General features: G+C 34.2%; 20 protein-coding genes. 8 read left to right on the top strand and 12 right to left on the bottom strand.

What is annotated here, in order from left to right; translation table 11 throughout:
• Positions 1 to 92 precede the first annotated feature (92 nt).
• The 9 genes from IE051_RS10070 to IE051_RS10030 all read right to left on the bottom strand — a co-directional run bounded on the left by IE051_RS10070 (position 93) and on the right by IE051_RS10030 (position 7435).
• A complete protein-coding gene (locus IE051_RS10070) occupies positions 93 to 1019 on the bottom strand; it encodes an alpha/beta hydrolase (protein ID WP_189360649.1) in 927 nt (308 codons plus the stop codon).
• Between the two features lie 40 nt (positions 1020 to 1059).
• Complete coding sequence (locus IE051_RS10065; RefSeq protein ID WP_189360648.1) at positions 1060 to 1770, bottom strand: membrane or secreted protein; 711 nt, start codon at positions 1768 to 1770, stop codon at positions 1060 to 1062.
• Positions 1771 to 1944: 174 nt separating this feature from the next.
• Entirely contained in the window at positions 1945 to 2322 is a 378-nt protein-coding gene (locus tag IE051_RS10060; RefSeq protein WP_189360647.1) for a DUF2200 domain-containing protein, read from the bottom strand.
• A 52-nt stretch (positions 2323 to 2374) separates the two neighbouring features.
• Positions 2375 to 2782: a lipocalin-like domain-containing protein gene (locus IE051_RS10055; protein ID WP_229796789.1), complete on the bottom strand. Its 408-nt coding sequence runs from the start codon at positions 2780 to 2782 to the stop codon at positions 2375 to 2377.
• 496 nt (positions 2783 to 3278) lie between these two features.
• A complete protein-coding gene (locus tag IE051_RS10050; protein ID WP_189360646.1) occupies positions 3279 to 4103 on the bottom strand; it encodes a CPBP family intramembrane glutamic endopeptidase in 825 nt (274 codons plus the stop codon).
• Positions 4104 to 4107: 4 nt separating this feature from the next.
• A complete protein-coding gene (locus tag IE051_RS10045; protein WP_189360645.1) occupies positions 4108 to 4821 on the bottom strand; it encodes a CPBP family intramembrane glutamic endopeptidase in 714 nt (237 codons plus the stop codon).
• Between the two features lie 26 nt (positions 4822 to 4847).
• Positions 4848 to 5417 (bottom strand): helix-turn-helix domain-containing protein, encoded by a 570-nt coding sequence (locus IE051_RS10040; RefSeq protein WP_189360644.1) that lies wholly within the window; start codon positions 5415 to 5417, stop codon positions 4848 to 4850.
• A gap of 273 nt (positions 5418 to 5690) precedes the next feature.
• Complete coding sequence (apaG, locus tag IE051_RS10035) at positions 5691 to 6077, bottom strand: Co2+/Mg2+ efflux facilitator ApaG/CorD (protein WP_189360643.1); 387 nt, start codon at positions 6075 to 6077, stop codon at positions 5691 to 5693.
• 107 nt (positions 6078 to 6184) lie between these two features.
• Entirely contained in the window at positions 6185 to 7435 is a 1251-nt protein-coding gene (locus IE051_RS10030; protein ID WP_189360642.1) for a type IX secretion system plug protein, read from the bottom strand.
• Positions 7436 to 7590: 155 nt separating this feature from the next.
• Between IE051_RS10030 and IE051_RS10025 the strand changes: the two genes are divergently transcribed.
• Genes IE051_RS10025 through nqrF form a run of 6 tightly spaced genes read left to right on the top strand, consistent with a single transcriptional unit; the run spans position 7591 to position 13653 of the window.
• Complete coding sequence (locus IE051_RS10025) at positions 7591 to 8946, top strand: Na(+)-translocating NADH-quinone reductase subunit A (RefSeq protein ID WP_189360641.1); 1356 nt, start codon at positions 7591 to 7593, stop codon at positions 8944 to 8946.
• Positions 8946 to 10172 carry an NADH:ubiquinone reductase (Na(+)-transporting) subunit B gene (locus tag IE051_RS10020; RefSeq protein ID WP_189360640.1) on the top strand — a complete coding sequence of 409 codons (1227 nt, stop codon included), beginning with the start codon at positions 8946 to 8948 and terminating at the stop codon, positions 10170 to 10172. The genes IE051_RS10025 and IE051_RS10020 overlap by 1 nt, the downstream gene beginning before the upstream one ends.
• Positions 10173 to 10174: 2 nt before the next feature.
• On the top strand, positions 10175 to 10921 hold the full coding sequence (locus tag IE051_RS10015) for a Na(+)-translocating NADH-quinone reductase subunit C (protein ID WP_189360639.1): 747 nt from the start codon (positions 10175 to 10177) through the stop codon (positions 10919 to 10921).
• Positions 10922 to 10924: 3 nt separating this feature from the next.
• The gene (locus IE051_RS10010) at positions 10925 to 11572 is read left to right on the top strand and encodes an NADH:ubiquinone reductase (Na(+)-transporting) subunit D (RefSeq protein WP_189360638.1); all 648 of its coding nucleotides are present in this window, start codon (positions 10925 to 10927) and stop codon (positions 11570 to 11572) included.
• Between the two features lie 49 nt (positions 11573 to 11621).
• Positions 11622 to 12344: an NADH:ubiquinone reductase (Na(+)-transporting) subunit E gene (gene nqrE / locus IE051_RS10005; protein WP_189360637.1), complete on the top strand. Its 723-nt coding sequence runs from the start codon at positions 11622 to 11624 to the stop codon at positions 12342 to 12344.
• Position 12345: 1 nt separating this feature from the next.
• Entirely contained in the window at positions 12346 to 13653 is a 1308-nt protein-coding gene (gene nqrF / locus IE051_RS10000; RefSeq protein ID WP_189360867.1) for an NADH:ubiquinone reductase (Na(+)-transporting) subunit F, read from the top strand.
• A 76-nt stretch (positions 13654 to 13729) separates the two neighbouring features.
• Here the strand turns inward: nqrF and IE051_RS09995 are convergent, their stop codons facing one another.
• Positions 13730 to 14188, bottom strand: coding sequence for a Na(+)-translocating NADH-quinone reductase subunit F (locus IE051_RS09995; RefSeq protein ID WP_189360636.1), 459 nt, complete (start codon positions 14186 to 14188; stop codon positions 13730 to 13732).
• Between the two features lie 62 nt (positions 14189 to 14250).
• On the opposite strand from IE051_RS09995, the gene IE051_RS09990 reads away from it, so the two are divergent.
• Positions 14251 to 14628, top strand: coding sequence for a DUF8840 domain-containing protein (locus IE051_RS09990; protein WP_189360635.1), 378 nt, complete (start codon positions 14251 to 14253; stop codon positions 14626 to 14628).
• A 119-nt stretch (positions 14629 to 14747) separates the two neighbouring features.
• Positions 14748 to 15665 carry an FAD:protein FMN transferase gene (locus IE051_RS09985; RefSeq protein ID WP_229796777.1) on the top strand — a complete coding sequence of 306 codons (918 nt, stop codon included), beginning with the start codon at positions 14748 to 14750 and terminating at the stop codon, positions 15663 to 15665.
• A 2-nt stretch (positions 15666 to 15667) separates the two neighbouring features.
• Here the strand turns inward: IE051_RS09985 and IE051_RS09980 are convergent, their stop codons facing one another.
• The gene (locus tag IE051_RS09980; protein ID WP_189360633.1) at positions 15668 to 16036 is read right to left on the bottom strand and encodes a DUF423 domain-containing protein; all 369 of its coding nucleotides are present in this window, start codon (positions 16034 to 16036) and stop codon (positions 15668 to 15670) included.
• Positions 16037 to 16054: 18 nt separating this feature from the next.
• Positions 16055 to 16819, bottom strand: coding sequence for a class I SAM-dependent methyltransferase (locus IE051_RS09975; RefSeq protein ID WP_189360632.1), 765 nt, complete (start codon positions 16817 to 16819; stop codon positions 16055 to 16057).
• Position 16820: the final 1 nt, after the last annotated feature.

Raw genomic sequence — 16820 nt, 5'->3', positions numbered from 1 at the left:
TGGTTAACATATCTAAAAAATATTGCTTTAAAGAGATAGCAAGCACTATCTCTTTTTTTGTTTTTTGTATTGATTACTTGACTTTGGAATAGTTATTCCTTTAAAATAAAAGACATTGGAATATGGAATCTTTCGCTCCATGAATTTTCACTGTGATCTTTTCCATGAAAATGCTTTGTTATCCAGTTTTCATTAGTGTAACCTTTTGCTGCCATAATTGCATCAACTTTAATTTGATAAGGCTCGTAAATTGAATCAATACCAACTGAACCATAATCAAAGTAAATACTATGTATATTGGGATCAGGTAGATGCTCTTCTAAATACGCATAGAATGCTTTAGGAATGAATTCATTTCGTTCTGTAAGTCCCGGCCAATGCGTTGAAATGCATGCCGCCTTTCCAAATACCTCGGGGTATTCACAAATGCTATACATTGAAATTAAACCACCATAGCTTGAACCAGCTACGTAGGTGTGTTCTCTGTCTGTATACACCGAATAAGATGTGTCAATATATGGTTTTAATTCAGTCACAATAAATTTGAGATAATTATCGGATTGAATATCTCCATTTAAAATAAGTTGACCACTATCAAAAAGTTCAGCTTTATAATACTGTGCTTGTTGGTCTTGTTTTAAGGACTCAAATACCTTTTGGGGAAAGTATTCGCTTTGCCTCATAATACCATTATTCCATACACCAATCACAATGCATTCATTTAATTTGTACTCTTTGAATAAATGACTTAAGGTTTCATCAACCCGCCATTCTTGATGGTTCCAAGTAATTGAAGCGTCAAATAAAGACATTCCATCCTGCATATATAATACTGAATATTTTTTGTTGGTAGAATAATTTGAAGGTAGCCAGATATCTACATTCCGTGAATCCACGTATTTAGAGGCGACGTTTTTCAGATGTACAATAGTTCCTTTAGAAACAACTGGTACTTGTGCAAATGCCCAACTTGTAAGTATAAGAAACATGATTAAAAGTCTAAAAATGCGTGATTTCATAATTCAATTATTCATAAAGTGGTAACTTACGGATGGAGGATTACTTTCTAATACTCCATATTTCATTAATTGGATTGCCTTTACTAGATAATCCAGTATGGTGCCATGTACCATTAGTCAATTCATAACCAAATTTTAAGCTTAGACCAACTTTAGAATTGTCTTTTGAAAAGAATTCAATATTTTCAATATAGTCACCATTTTTGGTGCTATAAGTTCCGCCTCCAGTACCCATGAACTTTTTAGTTTCTGTATTGTATGCAATCCATTGGAATCGCGTTCCTGATAAAATCTTCATAGTCTTTCGCGGTCCACTTGTATCTCTTGTCTGCGTTTTCCCATCTCTAACTCTACCAGACATTAACCAAGCACCATGCAATTTACCTGGTGAGCCATTATCTATTCGGGTAAATTTCATATTGCTACCCACTATTTCAATAGTAGTTTCAGTAATAACTACTTCAAAACTCACTTTTGTGCCTACGCGTTCTGGCTGGTCTGTATGAAACTCAATGTTTTCAGTCATTAAATTACCTTCCAATTCCCATGTGCCACCGTTGCTGTGAATAAACTTTCCAGTAGCAGAATCATAGGTTGATAATGCTTGATAGCCATCAGCGAATATGACCACGTTTTTAATTAGATCCCCGTTTTTGTTAGTTGTAGTACTTTCCCATGCACCAATAATTCCTTGGGCATTAAGTACAAAAGATAAAGACATGCTAATGATAAAAGTAATAATGTTTTTCATGTTTTTTTTTTTTAATAGTGCTCATAGTACGATGCAACTGGTTCGTTTAGTTATAATTGACTTGGTTTTCATTAGACCTAAATTTAATAAATAATTAGCTACTTATCTTTTATTAGAATCAACCTTTTTGCTCACAAAAAACAAATAGAATGTTCATGAACGCAACTCACGTATTTATTTCTTCTCAACGCGTAATATTTTCTCCATTTTCCGTCCTTTTGCCAATTCATCATAAAGTTTATCTAAATATCTGCATTGTCTATACAGTTCAAATTCATCTTCTATTTCTTCAATACGATAACCACAAACTACACCTGTAATTAGGTGGGCATTAGGGTTTAATTTTGCGTTTTTAAAAAAGGTTTTAAAAGTTGCTTTTTCATCAATCAATTCTTGTATCTTTTTGTCATCATATCCAGTTAACCATTCTATGACTTGATGGAATTCCTCTTTGGTTCTGCCATTTTTCTCTAACCTATTTATGTAATGTGAATAAACGGATGCAAAGATCATTTTACCAATTTTTTCGTTTTTTTCAGCTGTAACTTTCATGATTATTTTAATTAATGCGTTCTATTATTTCAGATTATTGCTAACTGTGATTCTAATTTTTATCATTCAATTTAACCCATTTAAGACGGGTTTTGGGGTATTTATTGGTAATAGGGTTTAGTATTAATGTATCTCCAGAAAAGAGATAATTCCTTTTAGCGACTTTGCCCCACATATTTTGAAAATTTACAGATTCAATATAATGCGCAATAATTTTAAGGGAGTCATTAATCTTGTACTTGCCAAAATAGACAAAATTGTCAGCTAAATGTATTAAGTCTTTTCTTGTTAAACTGTCAAGGCCACCTCTTCCTACAAATTCGTATTTGTCATAATTTTCGGTTACGTGATGCACGCCCATGCCACCTTTGCCATCATAAATGATAAAACCTTTTCGATTTTTGTAATGATCTTGCCGGGGCTCCCATAATGAAGTCGAATCTGCTCTGGTTTCAACAATGTCTAGAGCCCATCGACCAGTGAATTTATCGAAATCAGATGATGTTTTTTTTGTTTGCAGGAAAGCAGTATTATTAACATGTAAAGATATCTCAATCTCATATTTTTAAATTGTTGTCAACGCTTTGGTATATGATTCCTTAACGAGGTATTCTTATAATTTTCTAAGAATGAAATCAATACCATTTAAAGTTAATGATTTTCTTTGAAGTAGATGAGTGACTATGCAGTATACATGCTTTTAACCTAGGTGTATTTCCTTTTTTCATTCCATTTAATGGTGCACAATGATTTTTTATATCAAAATATTATAACAATTTTCACCTTTTACACACCTAGAATATATTTAGAGCTTTTGTTTACGTTAGCAAGGATTTAGGAATATGTCTCAAGCGATCAATATTCGAGATTGACTGGATTAATCTTTTTTTAAATAATGACGAATTGAGGTGTTGATTGTGATATTATCTTAATTTCCATCTAAATCATCAATTACCTTAGGGATTTTTGCGTTTAATAAATTTAGGGATTTTATCCCATTTCCAGATTAGGAAAGTGATACATAAGAAGAAACCATTGGTAAGGAGAAGTATCACAATAAATGGCGTCCATGAGTCGAAGTTTATTTGATCTGGAATGAAAAGTATGCTTTCTCCAGAATCACTATCAGTAATAATGTGCCGTGTTGCCCAATTATTGCCTAGGTGGATTCCAATTGGAAAAAATAGCGTTTTTGATTTAATTAAAGCAGTAGCAAATAATAAGTGTCCAACCGGAATGGTTACGGCAAGTAAAATCATCATCCCCATATTATTCAAAACGTTTTCATCTAAAACATGAATGAGCATAAAAAGCATTGAAAAAATTACGTTTGCTAAGAATATACTCGTAATACTTATTGTTTTTTGAAATAAATACCCTCTGAACAAAAATTCCTCAGTAGTCACTTGAGGTAATATAAAATAAAAAGAAAACAATATGGCTGAATAATTTATTGAAGTACTTATTTCTATAGACTCGCCAAAATATAAAGCTCTAAGAATTCGTGCGGCTAAAAAGGTCATGGCACCAGCCAATACTCCAATTGGGAGAAATGACATGTTTTTAAGACTGAAGTTTAATCCAATAGCCTTTAGTGATTGCTTGTCCAATCTGTAAAGAAACCAAGTAGCCATAAGCAAGAGCAGGCATGATACATATGGAAAATGACGTTTTACGACCCCCTTATTTAACATGCCGCTTATAAAAAGCGCAGAACCAAAAAGTATAATGGCCAATACAAATCTTGAGACAAAAGGATATTTATGTAAAATAGTCTTCATGCGTTTACGTTTGTTGTTTTATTATAAAGAGTTTCAAATCAAACAAGAGTAGAAATTTTACAAAAGCAAGCGTTATTATTGATGGAAATAAACCTTTAAATAGAGCATAATATAGGCCGTTTAACTCCGATACATTAATTCTAGATAGTTCTGTAAATAATAATTCACCATAGGGTTGTGACGTATAGAAAAATGTCATCACTAGATTATAACCTAAATGAAAACCTAAAGCCATCATTATTGATTTGGTCTTATTGAATGTGTAAGCCCAAACATATCCTGTAAATCCAGTTACCAGAATAACATAGAATATAGGAACAAAGCGCTCTGAAGTCATTCCGTATGAAAATACATGATATACTCCGAATGCTGCAGCTGATATTAATAAAGCCCATTTTGCCCCTAATTTACTTATGAGAATATACAGGATTGCGCCTCTAAATATAAGATCCTCGGTTAATGCAGATCGTAGGTGGTACATGAATGATTTGAAAATTAACGTGTAATCAATAGGGCTCTTCAATTGCCAATCCACAGTCAAAACAACACTTTCAATATAAATCGTTAAAAAAGTAACCAGCATCATAAAAAATAATCCTATTAAAAACTGAATAAGACGTTTTTCATACGGAATGATACCTAATGCATCAATACTCTTTTTTTCAATAAAATGCAGGAGCACCCATGAGACCACTATTATTACTAATAATCCTAACATATTTTATGTGATAATTTTAAAAAAAGTTAAACCGTTTTAGGTTTTAAAAACGGAATGGATAAGGGGTAATTATACGTTGGCGTATTTAATGAAGACATGATATTCATTATACTTACTATGATTCCGTAGAGGAAAACAGCTCCAGTGCCGAAAAAGTTAATACCTGGAAAAGGGAAAAACAATAATAAAGATATTATAAACAATAAGTTTATAGTACAATGAAAGTTGATCACAGCGCGGCCGTGAGCGTCATATATTTTATTGTCCTCAGCTTTGCTAATCCAAATAAAAAGTGGAATTAACACATTGGCAAAAGGAAGGATTAATCCAATAAAAGGTGTTCCATGAATTAATAACAACCACTTTCGTTTTACGACTTCTTCATTAGGATTATCAAGAACAATTAAATCTTCAACTTGCACATTTAAACCTTTTGCTAATAATTTTACAGTTTGTAAATGCGGTTGTACATCTCCTTTTTCAATGCGTTGAATTGTGCGAACACCAACGGTAGTTAAGTCAGAAAGGTCTTCTTGGGTATACCCTTTAAGCTTTCGTTGGTAAATTAAATTTTCACTTAAGGTCTGGCTTTTCATTTTATCTATTTTGATGAAACAAATCTAAGACAATCCATTGTTTTTTAGCACGTCATTTAAATGTCACCTATCTGTCATATACTGTAAATATAGGTGTTTCAAGATGTAAAATGTCAAAATTCATTTTTTCTTACATGTATTAAACAAAAATGAATAGTAGTTTTTATGAAGTCATTGTAGGCCTAGCGATTTTAGAAAAAAGCATTATCCTGCTGAAGCTAGAAGTCAAATCTTGTCCTATTGAAAAAAGTAAGAGGAGTATGTAGTCTTTGCTTAGTTTATAGCAAAAGGGGCGCTTAACTTAAATAGAGGGATTGCTACGTTGAATTTTTTGGTGGTTGTAAAATTAACCATGCTGTAGTACCCTTGCATAGCACCAAAAGGAGAGGTTAATAAACAGCCCGAAGTATAAGTGTGTGATTCTCCGGGTTTTAAAACAGGTTTTTTTCCTATAACACCTTCGCCGTCAACCGTTTCTGGGTTGTTTAAAGCGTCCTGTATTTCCCAATGACGTGCATTAAGTTGTACCGAATCTTTACTTTGATTTTCTATGGTAATGGTGTAAGCAAATGCATACTGCGCTTTATAGTTTTTATAAAACGAACCTTCAAAAAAAGTGTCTACAGTAATTTTTATGCCGCTTGTAACTTGTTGAACCATTGTTAACTATTGATATACAAAGTGTTTCAGGCTACTAAAGTAACAAATATTAAGTTGCTACAGTAAAAATTGATGTGTTTGATAGAAATATTAGACGAACGGCTGTTTTAATTGGTAATGTTAACTGAATTGCCCTCACCAAAACCTATAATACGATCATAACGGGCGCCTAATTCTCTATAATAGATAAGGACTTTATAGCTGTTTTCCGTTTGCCAAAAGTTCCCGCTAATTAATCCTTCATTCACGTTATTATTAGAATCAACGGCAACATATTTATAGTTATAAAAACCCTGTTTTAATAAAAGAGCTGCTGTAAAGACATTGCGCTCTGCGTTATAAGTCATAAGTGTGCTATCATCAATGGCATAATTGTTAAAACTACCATAAACATGAATATTCTTATTTTTAAAATGATCAGCGCCTACTAAAGAAAAATGCACCCAGACATAATCGGCTTCAACATTATTATTTGCGGCATCTATGTTATTCACTAAAAAATTACCATTGATATCGGGGTAATAGGTGTAGGGTTGATTTGCACGGGAGGCATTGGTAAACAAAAAGTTCTCATATAGATCATTGAGTTCAATATATTGAACCCCATTACTTGCCCTACGAACATCTTTGTTTTCAAAATAAAAATATTCATTACCACCACCAAAACTGGTTTCAGAATCGTACTTGTAAACCAAATCACTTCCTAGGGTATATTGTGGTTTGATATTTTTTATAGCGCTTTTAAGGTTGTTGTTTTGAATAATAACGGCCTTAACGGTTTGATAGGGATTGTTTAATTGCATGCCGTTTGATGCCACCAAAAGTTCAACACGCTGTTTGCTTTCAATTACCTTTATATCTCTTGAACGTTTGACAGCTACTCCCACACCGACTTTGTCCTCATAAACCATGAATTTGCGCGTAAAGATTAGCTCCCCTTGATTGTCATAAATGTAAAGCATATAATTACCAGAAACTTTAAGTCTTCGTGTATCCTTATTTGGTATGGTAAGTCTATAATGCGAAAACATTTGAAAGGTGTTGAAAGAGTTTTCGTAGTTGCGTATGCGCTGATTATCAAAACCCTCCATGTACTCAGATTGTACCAAGACCGAGGGAGTCCAGTCAAAATTAAAATGTTTTATTTTATAATAATAATCCTCTTCGTTGCCATTTAAAGCATCAAATTCTAGATTGACATAGTCACCATAACTAATTATTGGTAATTGGGTTTCTTCAGTATCTCCTCCAAAATTTACAGTTTTAATATAATCTGGTGGATTTATTTCTTCAACTTGAGCAAAAAGGAATATGGGGAGTATGAAAATGATAAAATTAATACAGGACTTTAATGGCATTGAGAGCATATTTGTGGTAAATATAATCAATTTTTATGCCTAAAAATGCAGGTATTTTTTTAGGGACAAAAAACTAAGTATTTTTTTGTGCAAACTGTGCATTTAATTCGTATTTTTGCACCGATTTTTAGACAATTAATTTCAATAAAATAAATATGTCAAACGACATCCGTATTAAAAAAGGTCTGGACATTAAACTTATAGGTGAAGCTGAAAAAACCGTTGAACAAGCGATTATCAGTAACTACTGCACCGTAAGGCCAGAAGATTTTCACGGCGTTATTCCAAAACTTATTGCTAAAGAAGGCACCTCAGTAGAAGCTGGAGGGACCTTGTTTTATGATAAGGCCAATGAGAATATTAAATTTTCATCGCCTGTTTCAGGTAAAATAGTTGAGGTGGTTCGTGGACCAAAAAGACGCATTGATGCGCTTAGAATTGAAGCTGACAAATCACAATCTTACAAAGATTATGGCAAGTTTAACGTGGATGCTGCAAAAGCAGAGGAAGTGAAAGAACATTTGCTTGAATCTGGTTGCTGGCCTTTCATTAAACAGCGTCCGTATGATGTGATTGCAAACCCTGAAAAATCGCCAAAGGCTATATTTATTTCAGCATATGCAAGTGCACCATTAGCTGCCGATTTAGATTTTACCCTACAAGGTAAAGAAGCTGAATTACAAGCCGCTGTTAACGCTTTAGGAAAACTAACTGAAGGGAAAGTGCATGTTTCTGTTGGGAAAAATTCTAATTCGCCATTGGCTGGATTATCTGGTATTACCTTACATAAAGTATCTGGACCGCATCCATCAGGAAATGTTGGAACTCAAATTAATAAAATTGACCCAATTAATAAGGGTGAAATCGTTTGGACAGTAAATGCTCAAGATCTTGTTATTATAGGAGAGCTTTTGTTGACTGGAAAATTTAACGCTGAACGTATTGTTGCTTTGGTTGGATCTTCAGTTCAAAAACCACGCTATTTTAAAACTAGTATTGGGAGCGAAGTAGCTACCATGGTTTATGATAAGGGTGTAGAGAAAGACGGAAACGATAGAATTATTTCAGGGAACGTGTTATCTGGTAAGCAAGTGCAAGCAGATGGGAGTTTAGATTACTATAGTAATATCATTTCTATTATTCCTGAAGGTGACGACTACGAATTTTTTGGATGGACTAAGCCAATTTTTAACAAATTGTCTATATCTAGAGCGCTTACTTTTTCTTGGTTAAATCCTAAGAAGGAATATGCTTTAAATACCAATACTAACGGTGAGCATAGAGCATTTGTTACTACTGGTACATATGAAGAAGTTTTTCCACTAGACATTTATCCAATGCAGGTTTTAAAAGCTTGTATGTACCAAGATTTAGATGAAATGGAAGCTTTAGGAATGTATGAATTAGCTCCAGAAGATTTTGCATTGACAGAGTTTGTATGTGTGTCCAAACAACCACATCAAAAAATAATAAGAGCAGGATTAGACTTAATGCTTAAAGAGATAGGATAATGAGTTTAAAAAAGAAATTACACGATTTTAAAGTAAAGAATAAAGATAAAAAGTGGTTGCCAGCGTTTTCGGCAATTCATACGTTTTTATTCTTACCAGATGAGGTAACTCACGGAGGGACTCATATTAAGGCTGCTGATGATTTAAAACGTACTATGAACACGGTTATCATGGCTATGGTACCTTGTTTGATTTTTGGTATGTTTAATGCTGGTTATCAGCATCATATTGCATTAGGCGAAATTCAAGCTGCAACAGCAGGTTTCTTTAGTCCAGAGTTTTGGTCTATGGATAACTTTTTTGTTGGGTTTTGGAAAATTTTACCTTTAGTTATTATCTCTTATGGCGTAGGATTAGGTATTGAATTTATTTTTGCCATTATAAAAGGGCATGAGGTTGAAGAAGGTTACTTAGTAACTGGAATGCTTGTGCCACTTATTGTTCCTGTAGATATTCCATTATGGATGTTAGCAGTAGCGGTAGTTTTTGGTGTTGTTATAGGGAAAGAAGTTTTTGGTGGAACTGGAATGAATATTCTTAATCCAGCATTAACTATTAGAGCCTTTTTATTCTTTGCATATCCTACATGGATGTCAGGAGATAAAGTATGGGTGCACGGTGCGGTTGAAAGAGATCAAGCTATTGCTGCAGGTGAGAATTTAGATGCTATTTCTGGAGAGACTATTTTAGGAACTCTTGCGCAAGGTAAGGAGGTTGCTTACAGTGCAGCCGATATGTTCTTAGGTTTTATTCCAGGTTCAGTAGGTGAAACTTCGGTATTATTAATTGTATTGGGTGGTTTGTTTTTGATTTTCTCAAAAATTGGAAGCTGGAGAATCATGTTGTCTTCTGTACTAGGAGCTGTGGTTATGGGATTAATTTTTAATCAAGTGGCTTCTGCAGGTATAATTTCAGAAAGTAGCAAATTTTATGGGTTAATGAGTGCACCGTTCTGGGAGCATTTATTAATAGGAGGTTTTGCTTTTGGTACCGTATTTATGGCTACCGATCCTGTTACGGCTTCTCAAACAACCAAAGGAAAATGGATTTATGGTTTCTTAGTTGGATTTATTTCAATTTTGATTCGTGTATTCAATCCAGCATATCCAGAAGGTGTGATGTTAGCCATTTTATTAATGAATGTGTTTGCACCGACTATCGACCATTATGTGGTTCAAGGTAATGTTAAACAAAGAATGAAACGTTTAAAAGCAAAAACAGCTTAGTCATGAGTAAAAAAACGGATTCAAATGTATATACTATAATTTTTGCCATCGCTATGGTAATTGTTGTAGGCGGATTATTGGCCTTTACAGCTTCTGCTTTAAGACCACGAATTAATAATAATGAGCGTTTAGAAAAGCAACAAAATATCTTGTATGCCATGGGTGTTAATGCAAACGATGCCAGCAGTGCTGTTTTCGTTTCTACTGCTGAAGCTCCCGAGTTATTCTCCAAATACATAACTAAGCAATTGGTTATTCAGGCCGGTGAGGTTTCTGAAGATGAAAATGCTTATCTAATTGATGTTAAAAAGGAACAAGCAAGTGCTAAAGCTGGGAACGCAAGACGTCTTCCTTTGTTTGTTGGTAATAAAGATGGAAAGACATTTTATATTGCACCAATTAGAGGAAAAGGACTTTGGGATGCCATTTGGGCTTATGTAGCTATGGATGAAAACATGGTAGTACAAGGTGCTTATTTTGATCATAAAGGTGAGACAGCTGGTTTAGGTGCTAATATTAAGCAACGTTATTTCATGGATGATTTTATTGGTGAAAGCTTAATGAGCAACGGCGAGTTTAAAGGTATCACGGTTGCTAAAGGTAACAATGATCCTAAGAATGAAAGAAAAGATGATAATAAAGTAGATGCCATAGCTGGAGCAACAATTACAGGAGATGGGGTTACAGCAATGCTTAAATCTGAGTTAAAGCAGTATGTACCTTATTTTGAAAACTTAAAAAACAACTAATTTATGGGACTTTTATCAAAAAAAGACGCGGCATTAATTAAAGATCCTTTAGCAGACAATAACCCTATTACCATACAAGTATTGGGAATCTGTTCGGCATTAGCAATTACGGCTGAATTAGAAGCAGCCATTGTAATGTCTGTATCGGTATTGTTTGTATTAGGTATAGGAAACGTGGTTATTTCATTAATGAGAAATATTATACCATCTAAAATTAGAATTATTGTTCAGTTAATTGTAGTTGCTGCTTTAGTAATTATAGTGGATCAAGTGCTTAAAGCATTTGCTTATGAATTGAGTAAAACGCTTTCAGTTTTTGTGGGATTGATTATTACGAACTGTATTATAATGGGACGTTTTGAAGCCTTTGCATTGGCTAATGGGCCTTGGCGTTCATTTCTTGATGGCATTGGAAACTCTTTAGGGTACGGTGTGATTTTAATTATAGTGGCTTTCTTTAGAGAGTTACTTGGAGCTGGAACTTTATTAGGATTTAAAGTTTTAGGAGATCCTATTGAGAAAACGGGAGTTTATGCTTTTGGCTATGAGAATAACGGATTTATGTTATTAGCACCAATGGCGTTAATTGTTGTAGGTATTATAATTTGGATTCAACGTTCAAGAAACACAGCATTAGTAGAAGATCATTAATCGACTTGTGGTCCTGGTTATAGTTCAGGATTTCATCAACACATAGAATATGGAACATATAGAATTATTTTTCAAATCAATATTTATAGACAACATGGTATTTGCTACATTCCTTGGAATGTGTTCTTATCTTGCTGTATCTAAAAAAGTGAGTACAGCTGTTGGTCTTGGTGCTGCAGTTATTTTCGTACTAGCTATAACAGTGCCTTTAAACTGGTTGTTAGACCAGTATTTATTACAACCTGGAGCTTTAACTTGGTTAGGTGCTGAATATGCAGATTATGATTTAAGCTTTTTATCCTTTATCATGTTTATTGCAACTATTGCTACCATGGTACAATTGGTAGAGATTGTGGTAGAGAAGTTTTCACCTTCATTATATAACTCCTTAGGTATCTTTTTACCACTTATTGCGGTAAACTGTGCGATTTTAGGAGGATCTTTATTTATGCAATCACGTGAAATTCCAACCTTAGGATTGGCAACAACGTATGGTATTGGTTCAGGGATTGGATGGTTTTTAGCCATTTTAGCGATAGCAGCCATTCGTGAGAAAATTAGATATTCAAATGTACCACCTGCACTTAGAGGTTTAGGGATTACATTTATTATTACAGGGTTAATGGCGATAGGTTTTATGAGTTTTGGAGGTATGTTAACTGGTGGTGATGATGAAGGAGCTAAAGAAGAGAAAACTGCTAAAATTGAAGATTCTAAAGAAGATTTAGAAAAAGTAAAAGATATAGCTAACAACATAAAAGTAAATGAGTAATATGATTTTAGCCGCAAGTACATCAGGAACAATCGTAGTAACAGTAATAGCGTTTTTAATTATTACGTTGTTGTTAGTTGCCTTACTATTATTTGTAAAACAAAAATTGTCACCTTCTGGTCCAGTTAAAATTACTATTAATGGCGAGCGCGAAATAGAAGTAGCTTCTGGAGGAAGTTTATTATCTACATTAGGTGCAGAAAAAATATTTTTACCTTCAGCATGTGGTGGAGGTGGAACGTGTATTCAATGTGAATGTCACGTATTATCTGGTGGAGGTGAAGCTTTACCAACTGAAACACCGCATTTCTCAAGAAAAGAATTACAACACGGTGCACGTTTATCATGTCAGGTAAAAGTAAAACAAGACATGAATATTACTATACCTGAGGAAGTATTTGGAATTAAAAAATGGGAAGCAACTGTTGTTAGAAATTATAATGTAGCTTCATTTATTAAGGAGTTTGTTGTAGAGATTCCGGAAGATATGGGCTATAAGGCAGGTGGATATATTCAAATTGAAATTCCACCTTGTGAAGTGAAATATTCTGATATGGATATTACTGCACATCCAGAAGAACATGATTCACCAGATAAGTTTCAAGCAGAGTGGGATAAGTTCGCACTTTGGCCTTTGGTGATGAAAAATACTGAAACTGTTGAACGTGCATACTCCATGGCTTCCTTCCCAGCTGAAGGACGTGAAATTATGCTTAATGTTCGTGTAGCATGTCCGCCATGGGATCGTGCTAAAAATGGTTGGATGGATGTTAATCCAGGTGTAGCTTCATCTTATATATTTAATCAAAAACCAGGTGATAAAGTTACTATCTCAGGACCTTATGGTGAGTTTTTTATCAATGAGTCGGATAGTGAAATGCTTTATGTTGGTGGTGGAGCTGGTATGGCGCCAATGCGTTCGCACTTGTATCACTTATTCAAAACCTTAAAGACTGGTAGAAAAGTAACCTATTGGTATGGTGGACGTTCTAAACGTGAGTTGTTCTATTTAGAACACTTCTATGAATTAGAAAAAGAGTTCCCTAACTTTAAGTTCTACTTAGCATTATCTGAACCTTTACCTGAAGATAACTGGAAAGTGAAAGCAGATATTGATGCTCCAGGAGACGGTTTTGTTGGGTTTATTCACAATTGTGTGATTGATAATTACTTGAGCAAGCATGATGCTCCAGAAGATATTGAATTGTATTTCTGTGGACCACCATTAATGAACAAAGCGGTTCAAAAAATGGGTGAGGATTTTGGAATCCCAGATGAGCATATTAGATTTGATGACTTTGGGGGATAATCAAAAAAACAGATTAAACTGAATTGTATTCAGTAATCCAAATTAATATAAAACCGATACGAAAGTGTCGGTTTTTTTATGCAAAAATCTCGGGGCGTTTTTCTATGGTTTTCTCAGTGAATGCAAACAATTTTGTGTAATCCATGACATTAGAAACACCATCCAAATCACACAAGAATCCTACAACGGCTGATAATCCTCTAAACAAAACCGTTTTATCTGTAGGGTTTTTTGGTTTATCATTTTTATAATGCAGTGGTATTTGAAACCCGACAGCTTTTAGAAAAGTGGCCTCAATGTTCAGGAGCTCCAAAGGCGAGTACCCATTAAATGTTCTACCAAAGCTTTGGTGAACTTGACCAACATAATTGAGTTTGAGACTCCCATGGGCATCTGACAAATGTTTCCAGCTATCCGTGTTATCTAAAATATTACCTACCGCACATTGTTTACAACATTCTGGGTTTAAAGTATCATTATGAAAGGCGGTATAAAGCTTTTTAATGGCTGCCTCAAGGCGAAGTGTAGTTTTCATAGCGTTTCATTTTTGACTTTAAATTACGAATTTTTTCCAAATTATAATATTATTTTTGCAATATGAGTAAAGCCCTTACAGATCAAGAACTGCATAATCTAGCCATGAATCATGTTGGTGAGGATTTAGAAAAACGTGGTTTCGAATTTATTGCCGTGAATAGCAAATTAAAAAAGCACCCCCAATTTGTTTGTATAGATAAGAATAAGCAGTACTTTTTTGTTATAGTTAGGGCGGTTATTCTTCCTGAAAATCCTAATAATTACGATGTCGTTTGGATGGAGTCTTTTAAGAAACACGCCCGAGAAAATGATGCTAAGGTACTTTATGCAGGTGTTGGCATTGGCAGTGTTGCTGGTGAAAAGGAACCCATATACTTAAATAAGGATTATTTACTTGAATATAATGGCATACAAGTTTTGGATACTCATTTAAATTAGATGCCTTGTTCAATCGGACATGTAAATTTCATAATTCAATCAAAGCGAATCACACCATGTACAAATACTTAATAGTAGCATTTTTAAGCATCAGTTTAGCTGCTTGTAAAAAGCAGCATTTGAAAAATACAAAACTTTCTGGAAATGTATTTGGGACAAGTTATGTTGTTATATATGATTCTAATCGTGATTACCAAACGCAATTTGATAGTTTGTTTTTCGTATTGAATACATCCCTGTCCACCTATCAAACAAATTCAGATATTTCTAAACTCAACAGAAATGAGTCTAATATTGTTGATGCTCATTTTGTAAACGTATTTGAAGCCTCAAAGGAAATTTATAAAAGTACTGAAGGTGTTTTTGATCCAACAATTGGTGCTGTTGTCAATGCTTGGGATTTTGGTCCAGAAGGGCGAATAGTGAATTTAGATAGCTTAAAAATAGATAGCCTCATGGTATCTGTAGGTCTTGATAAAGTTAAGCGTAAAGAATATACCATTTTTAAACCTGCAGCAACCTTTATTGATTTTAATGCCATAGCTAAAGGGTATGGGGTTGATGTTATTGGAGAATATTTAGAATCTCAGGGTGTTCAAAATTATTTAGTTGAAATAGGTGGAGAGATAAGGGTGAAAGGTGAAAATATTGAAAAACAAGCCCATTGGAAGGTTGGTGTTGAAAATCCAAATTTTGACGGCACACAGTCCATTTTAAAGGCGATTACTTTAAAAGATGAAGCTATGGCTACGTCAGGTACTTATAGAAAATTTAAAACGGATAAAGAAGGTAAGCGATATGCTCATATTATAGACACACGTACAGGCTATCCTAGCAAAACAAGTTTGTTAAGCATTTCTGTGTTGGCCGCAGACTGCATGACTGCTGATGCTTACGCTACTGCGTTTAAAGCTATGGGCATTGAAAAAATAAAGGCATTTTTGAAGTCGAAACCTGAATTGAAAGTGTTTTTAATTTTTGAAAACGAAAATAAGGAATTGGAAACACTTGCATTAAATAACTTTCCTGCTCAATAGGTTTAAATGACATTAAGCAGTAATAAACCCCAGCCTATTGCCAATAATAACCCACCAATAGGGGTAATAGGACCTAAAATACGCAGCTTCTTCTCTAGTGCGTCCGACATTACCAAGCCGTAAATACTAAATGAAAATAAAAGTATTCCTATAGTAAAACACCAGTAGATGGCCGGTGAGGTTTGTTTCGAATTAAAGCCTAATACTAATAGCACTATGGCATGATACATTTGATATCTGACACCAACTTCAAAACTTTTTAGTTGTTCGGGGGATAAAATTTTCTTTAAAGCATGTGCTCCAAAAGCTCCGAATATTACAGCGAGTAATCCAAAAATAGCCGCTGTAGATATAAGTATTTGCTGTGTCATAATTGTAATTGCCTTAAATCATTTACTAACCACCGGAATGAGTTCACCTTTTGCCAAGCAATAGTGGTCTATTTCAAAATCAGACATACCTGCAGTATAATCAATAGCTTCTACTTTAAAACCTATACGTCTTAGTATATCAAAATAATCTCTGCCATAAACGCGAACATGGTCATATTGACCAAAGATTTCAGCGCGCTCTTTTTTATCGGTAATAGTATTATCTTCAAAAGTTTTATCTCGATTCAGATCTTGTGGGATTTGAAATATACCCATACCACCCGTTTTAAGTACACGATATAATTCTTGCATGGCCTTGCTATCATCAGGGATATGCTCTAGGACGTGATTACAAAGAATCACATCAAATGCATTGTCTTCAAAAGGAAGGGCGCAAATATCGGCTTTCACATCTGCTAATGGTGAATTCAAATCCGTTGTAACATAATCTAAATTGGTCATCTTCCTGAACCGTTTGTAAAACGCCTGTTCAGGAGCAAAATGTAACACCTTTAAGTTATCGGTAAAAAATGTAGTTTCGTTTTTAAGGTATAACCAAAGGAGTCTATGGCGCTCTAAAGATAATGTTGAAGGGGATAAAACATTATTACGCTGATTGCCATAACCGTAAGGTAGAAAGGTTTTGAATCCTTTTCCATCAATAGGATCGGTATACTGGCTACCTTTTAAAAACAGCGCTAATATGGGACGAACAACATAGCTTAACCGAATAAGCATTGGTCTTGGAATTGTATTTAATATTAATTTGAAGAGCTTTTTCATT

This window comes from Algibacter mikhailovii, from assembly GCF_014651495.1.
In the GTDB taxonomy this organism is placed as follows: Bacteria; Bacteroidota; Bacteroidia; order Flavobacteriales; family Flavobacteriaceae; genus Algibacter_E; species Algibacter_E mikhailovii.
Note: the sequence above shows the minus strand (reverse complement) of the source record. Positions and strands in the feature narration are given on the sequence as shown.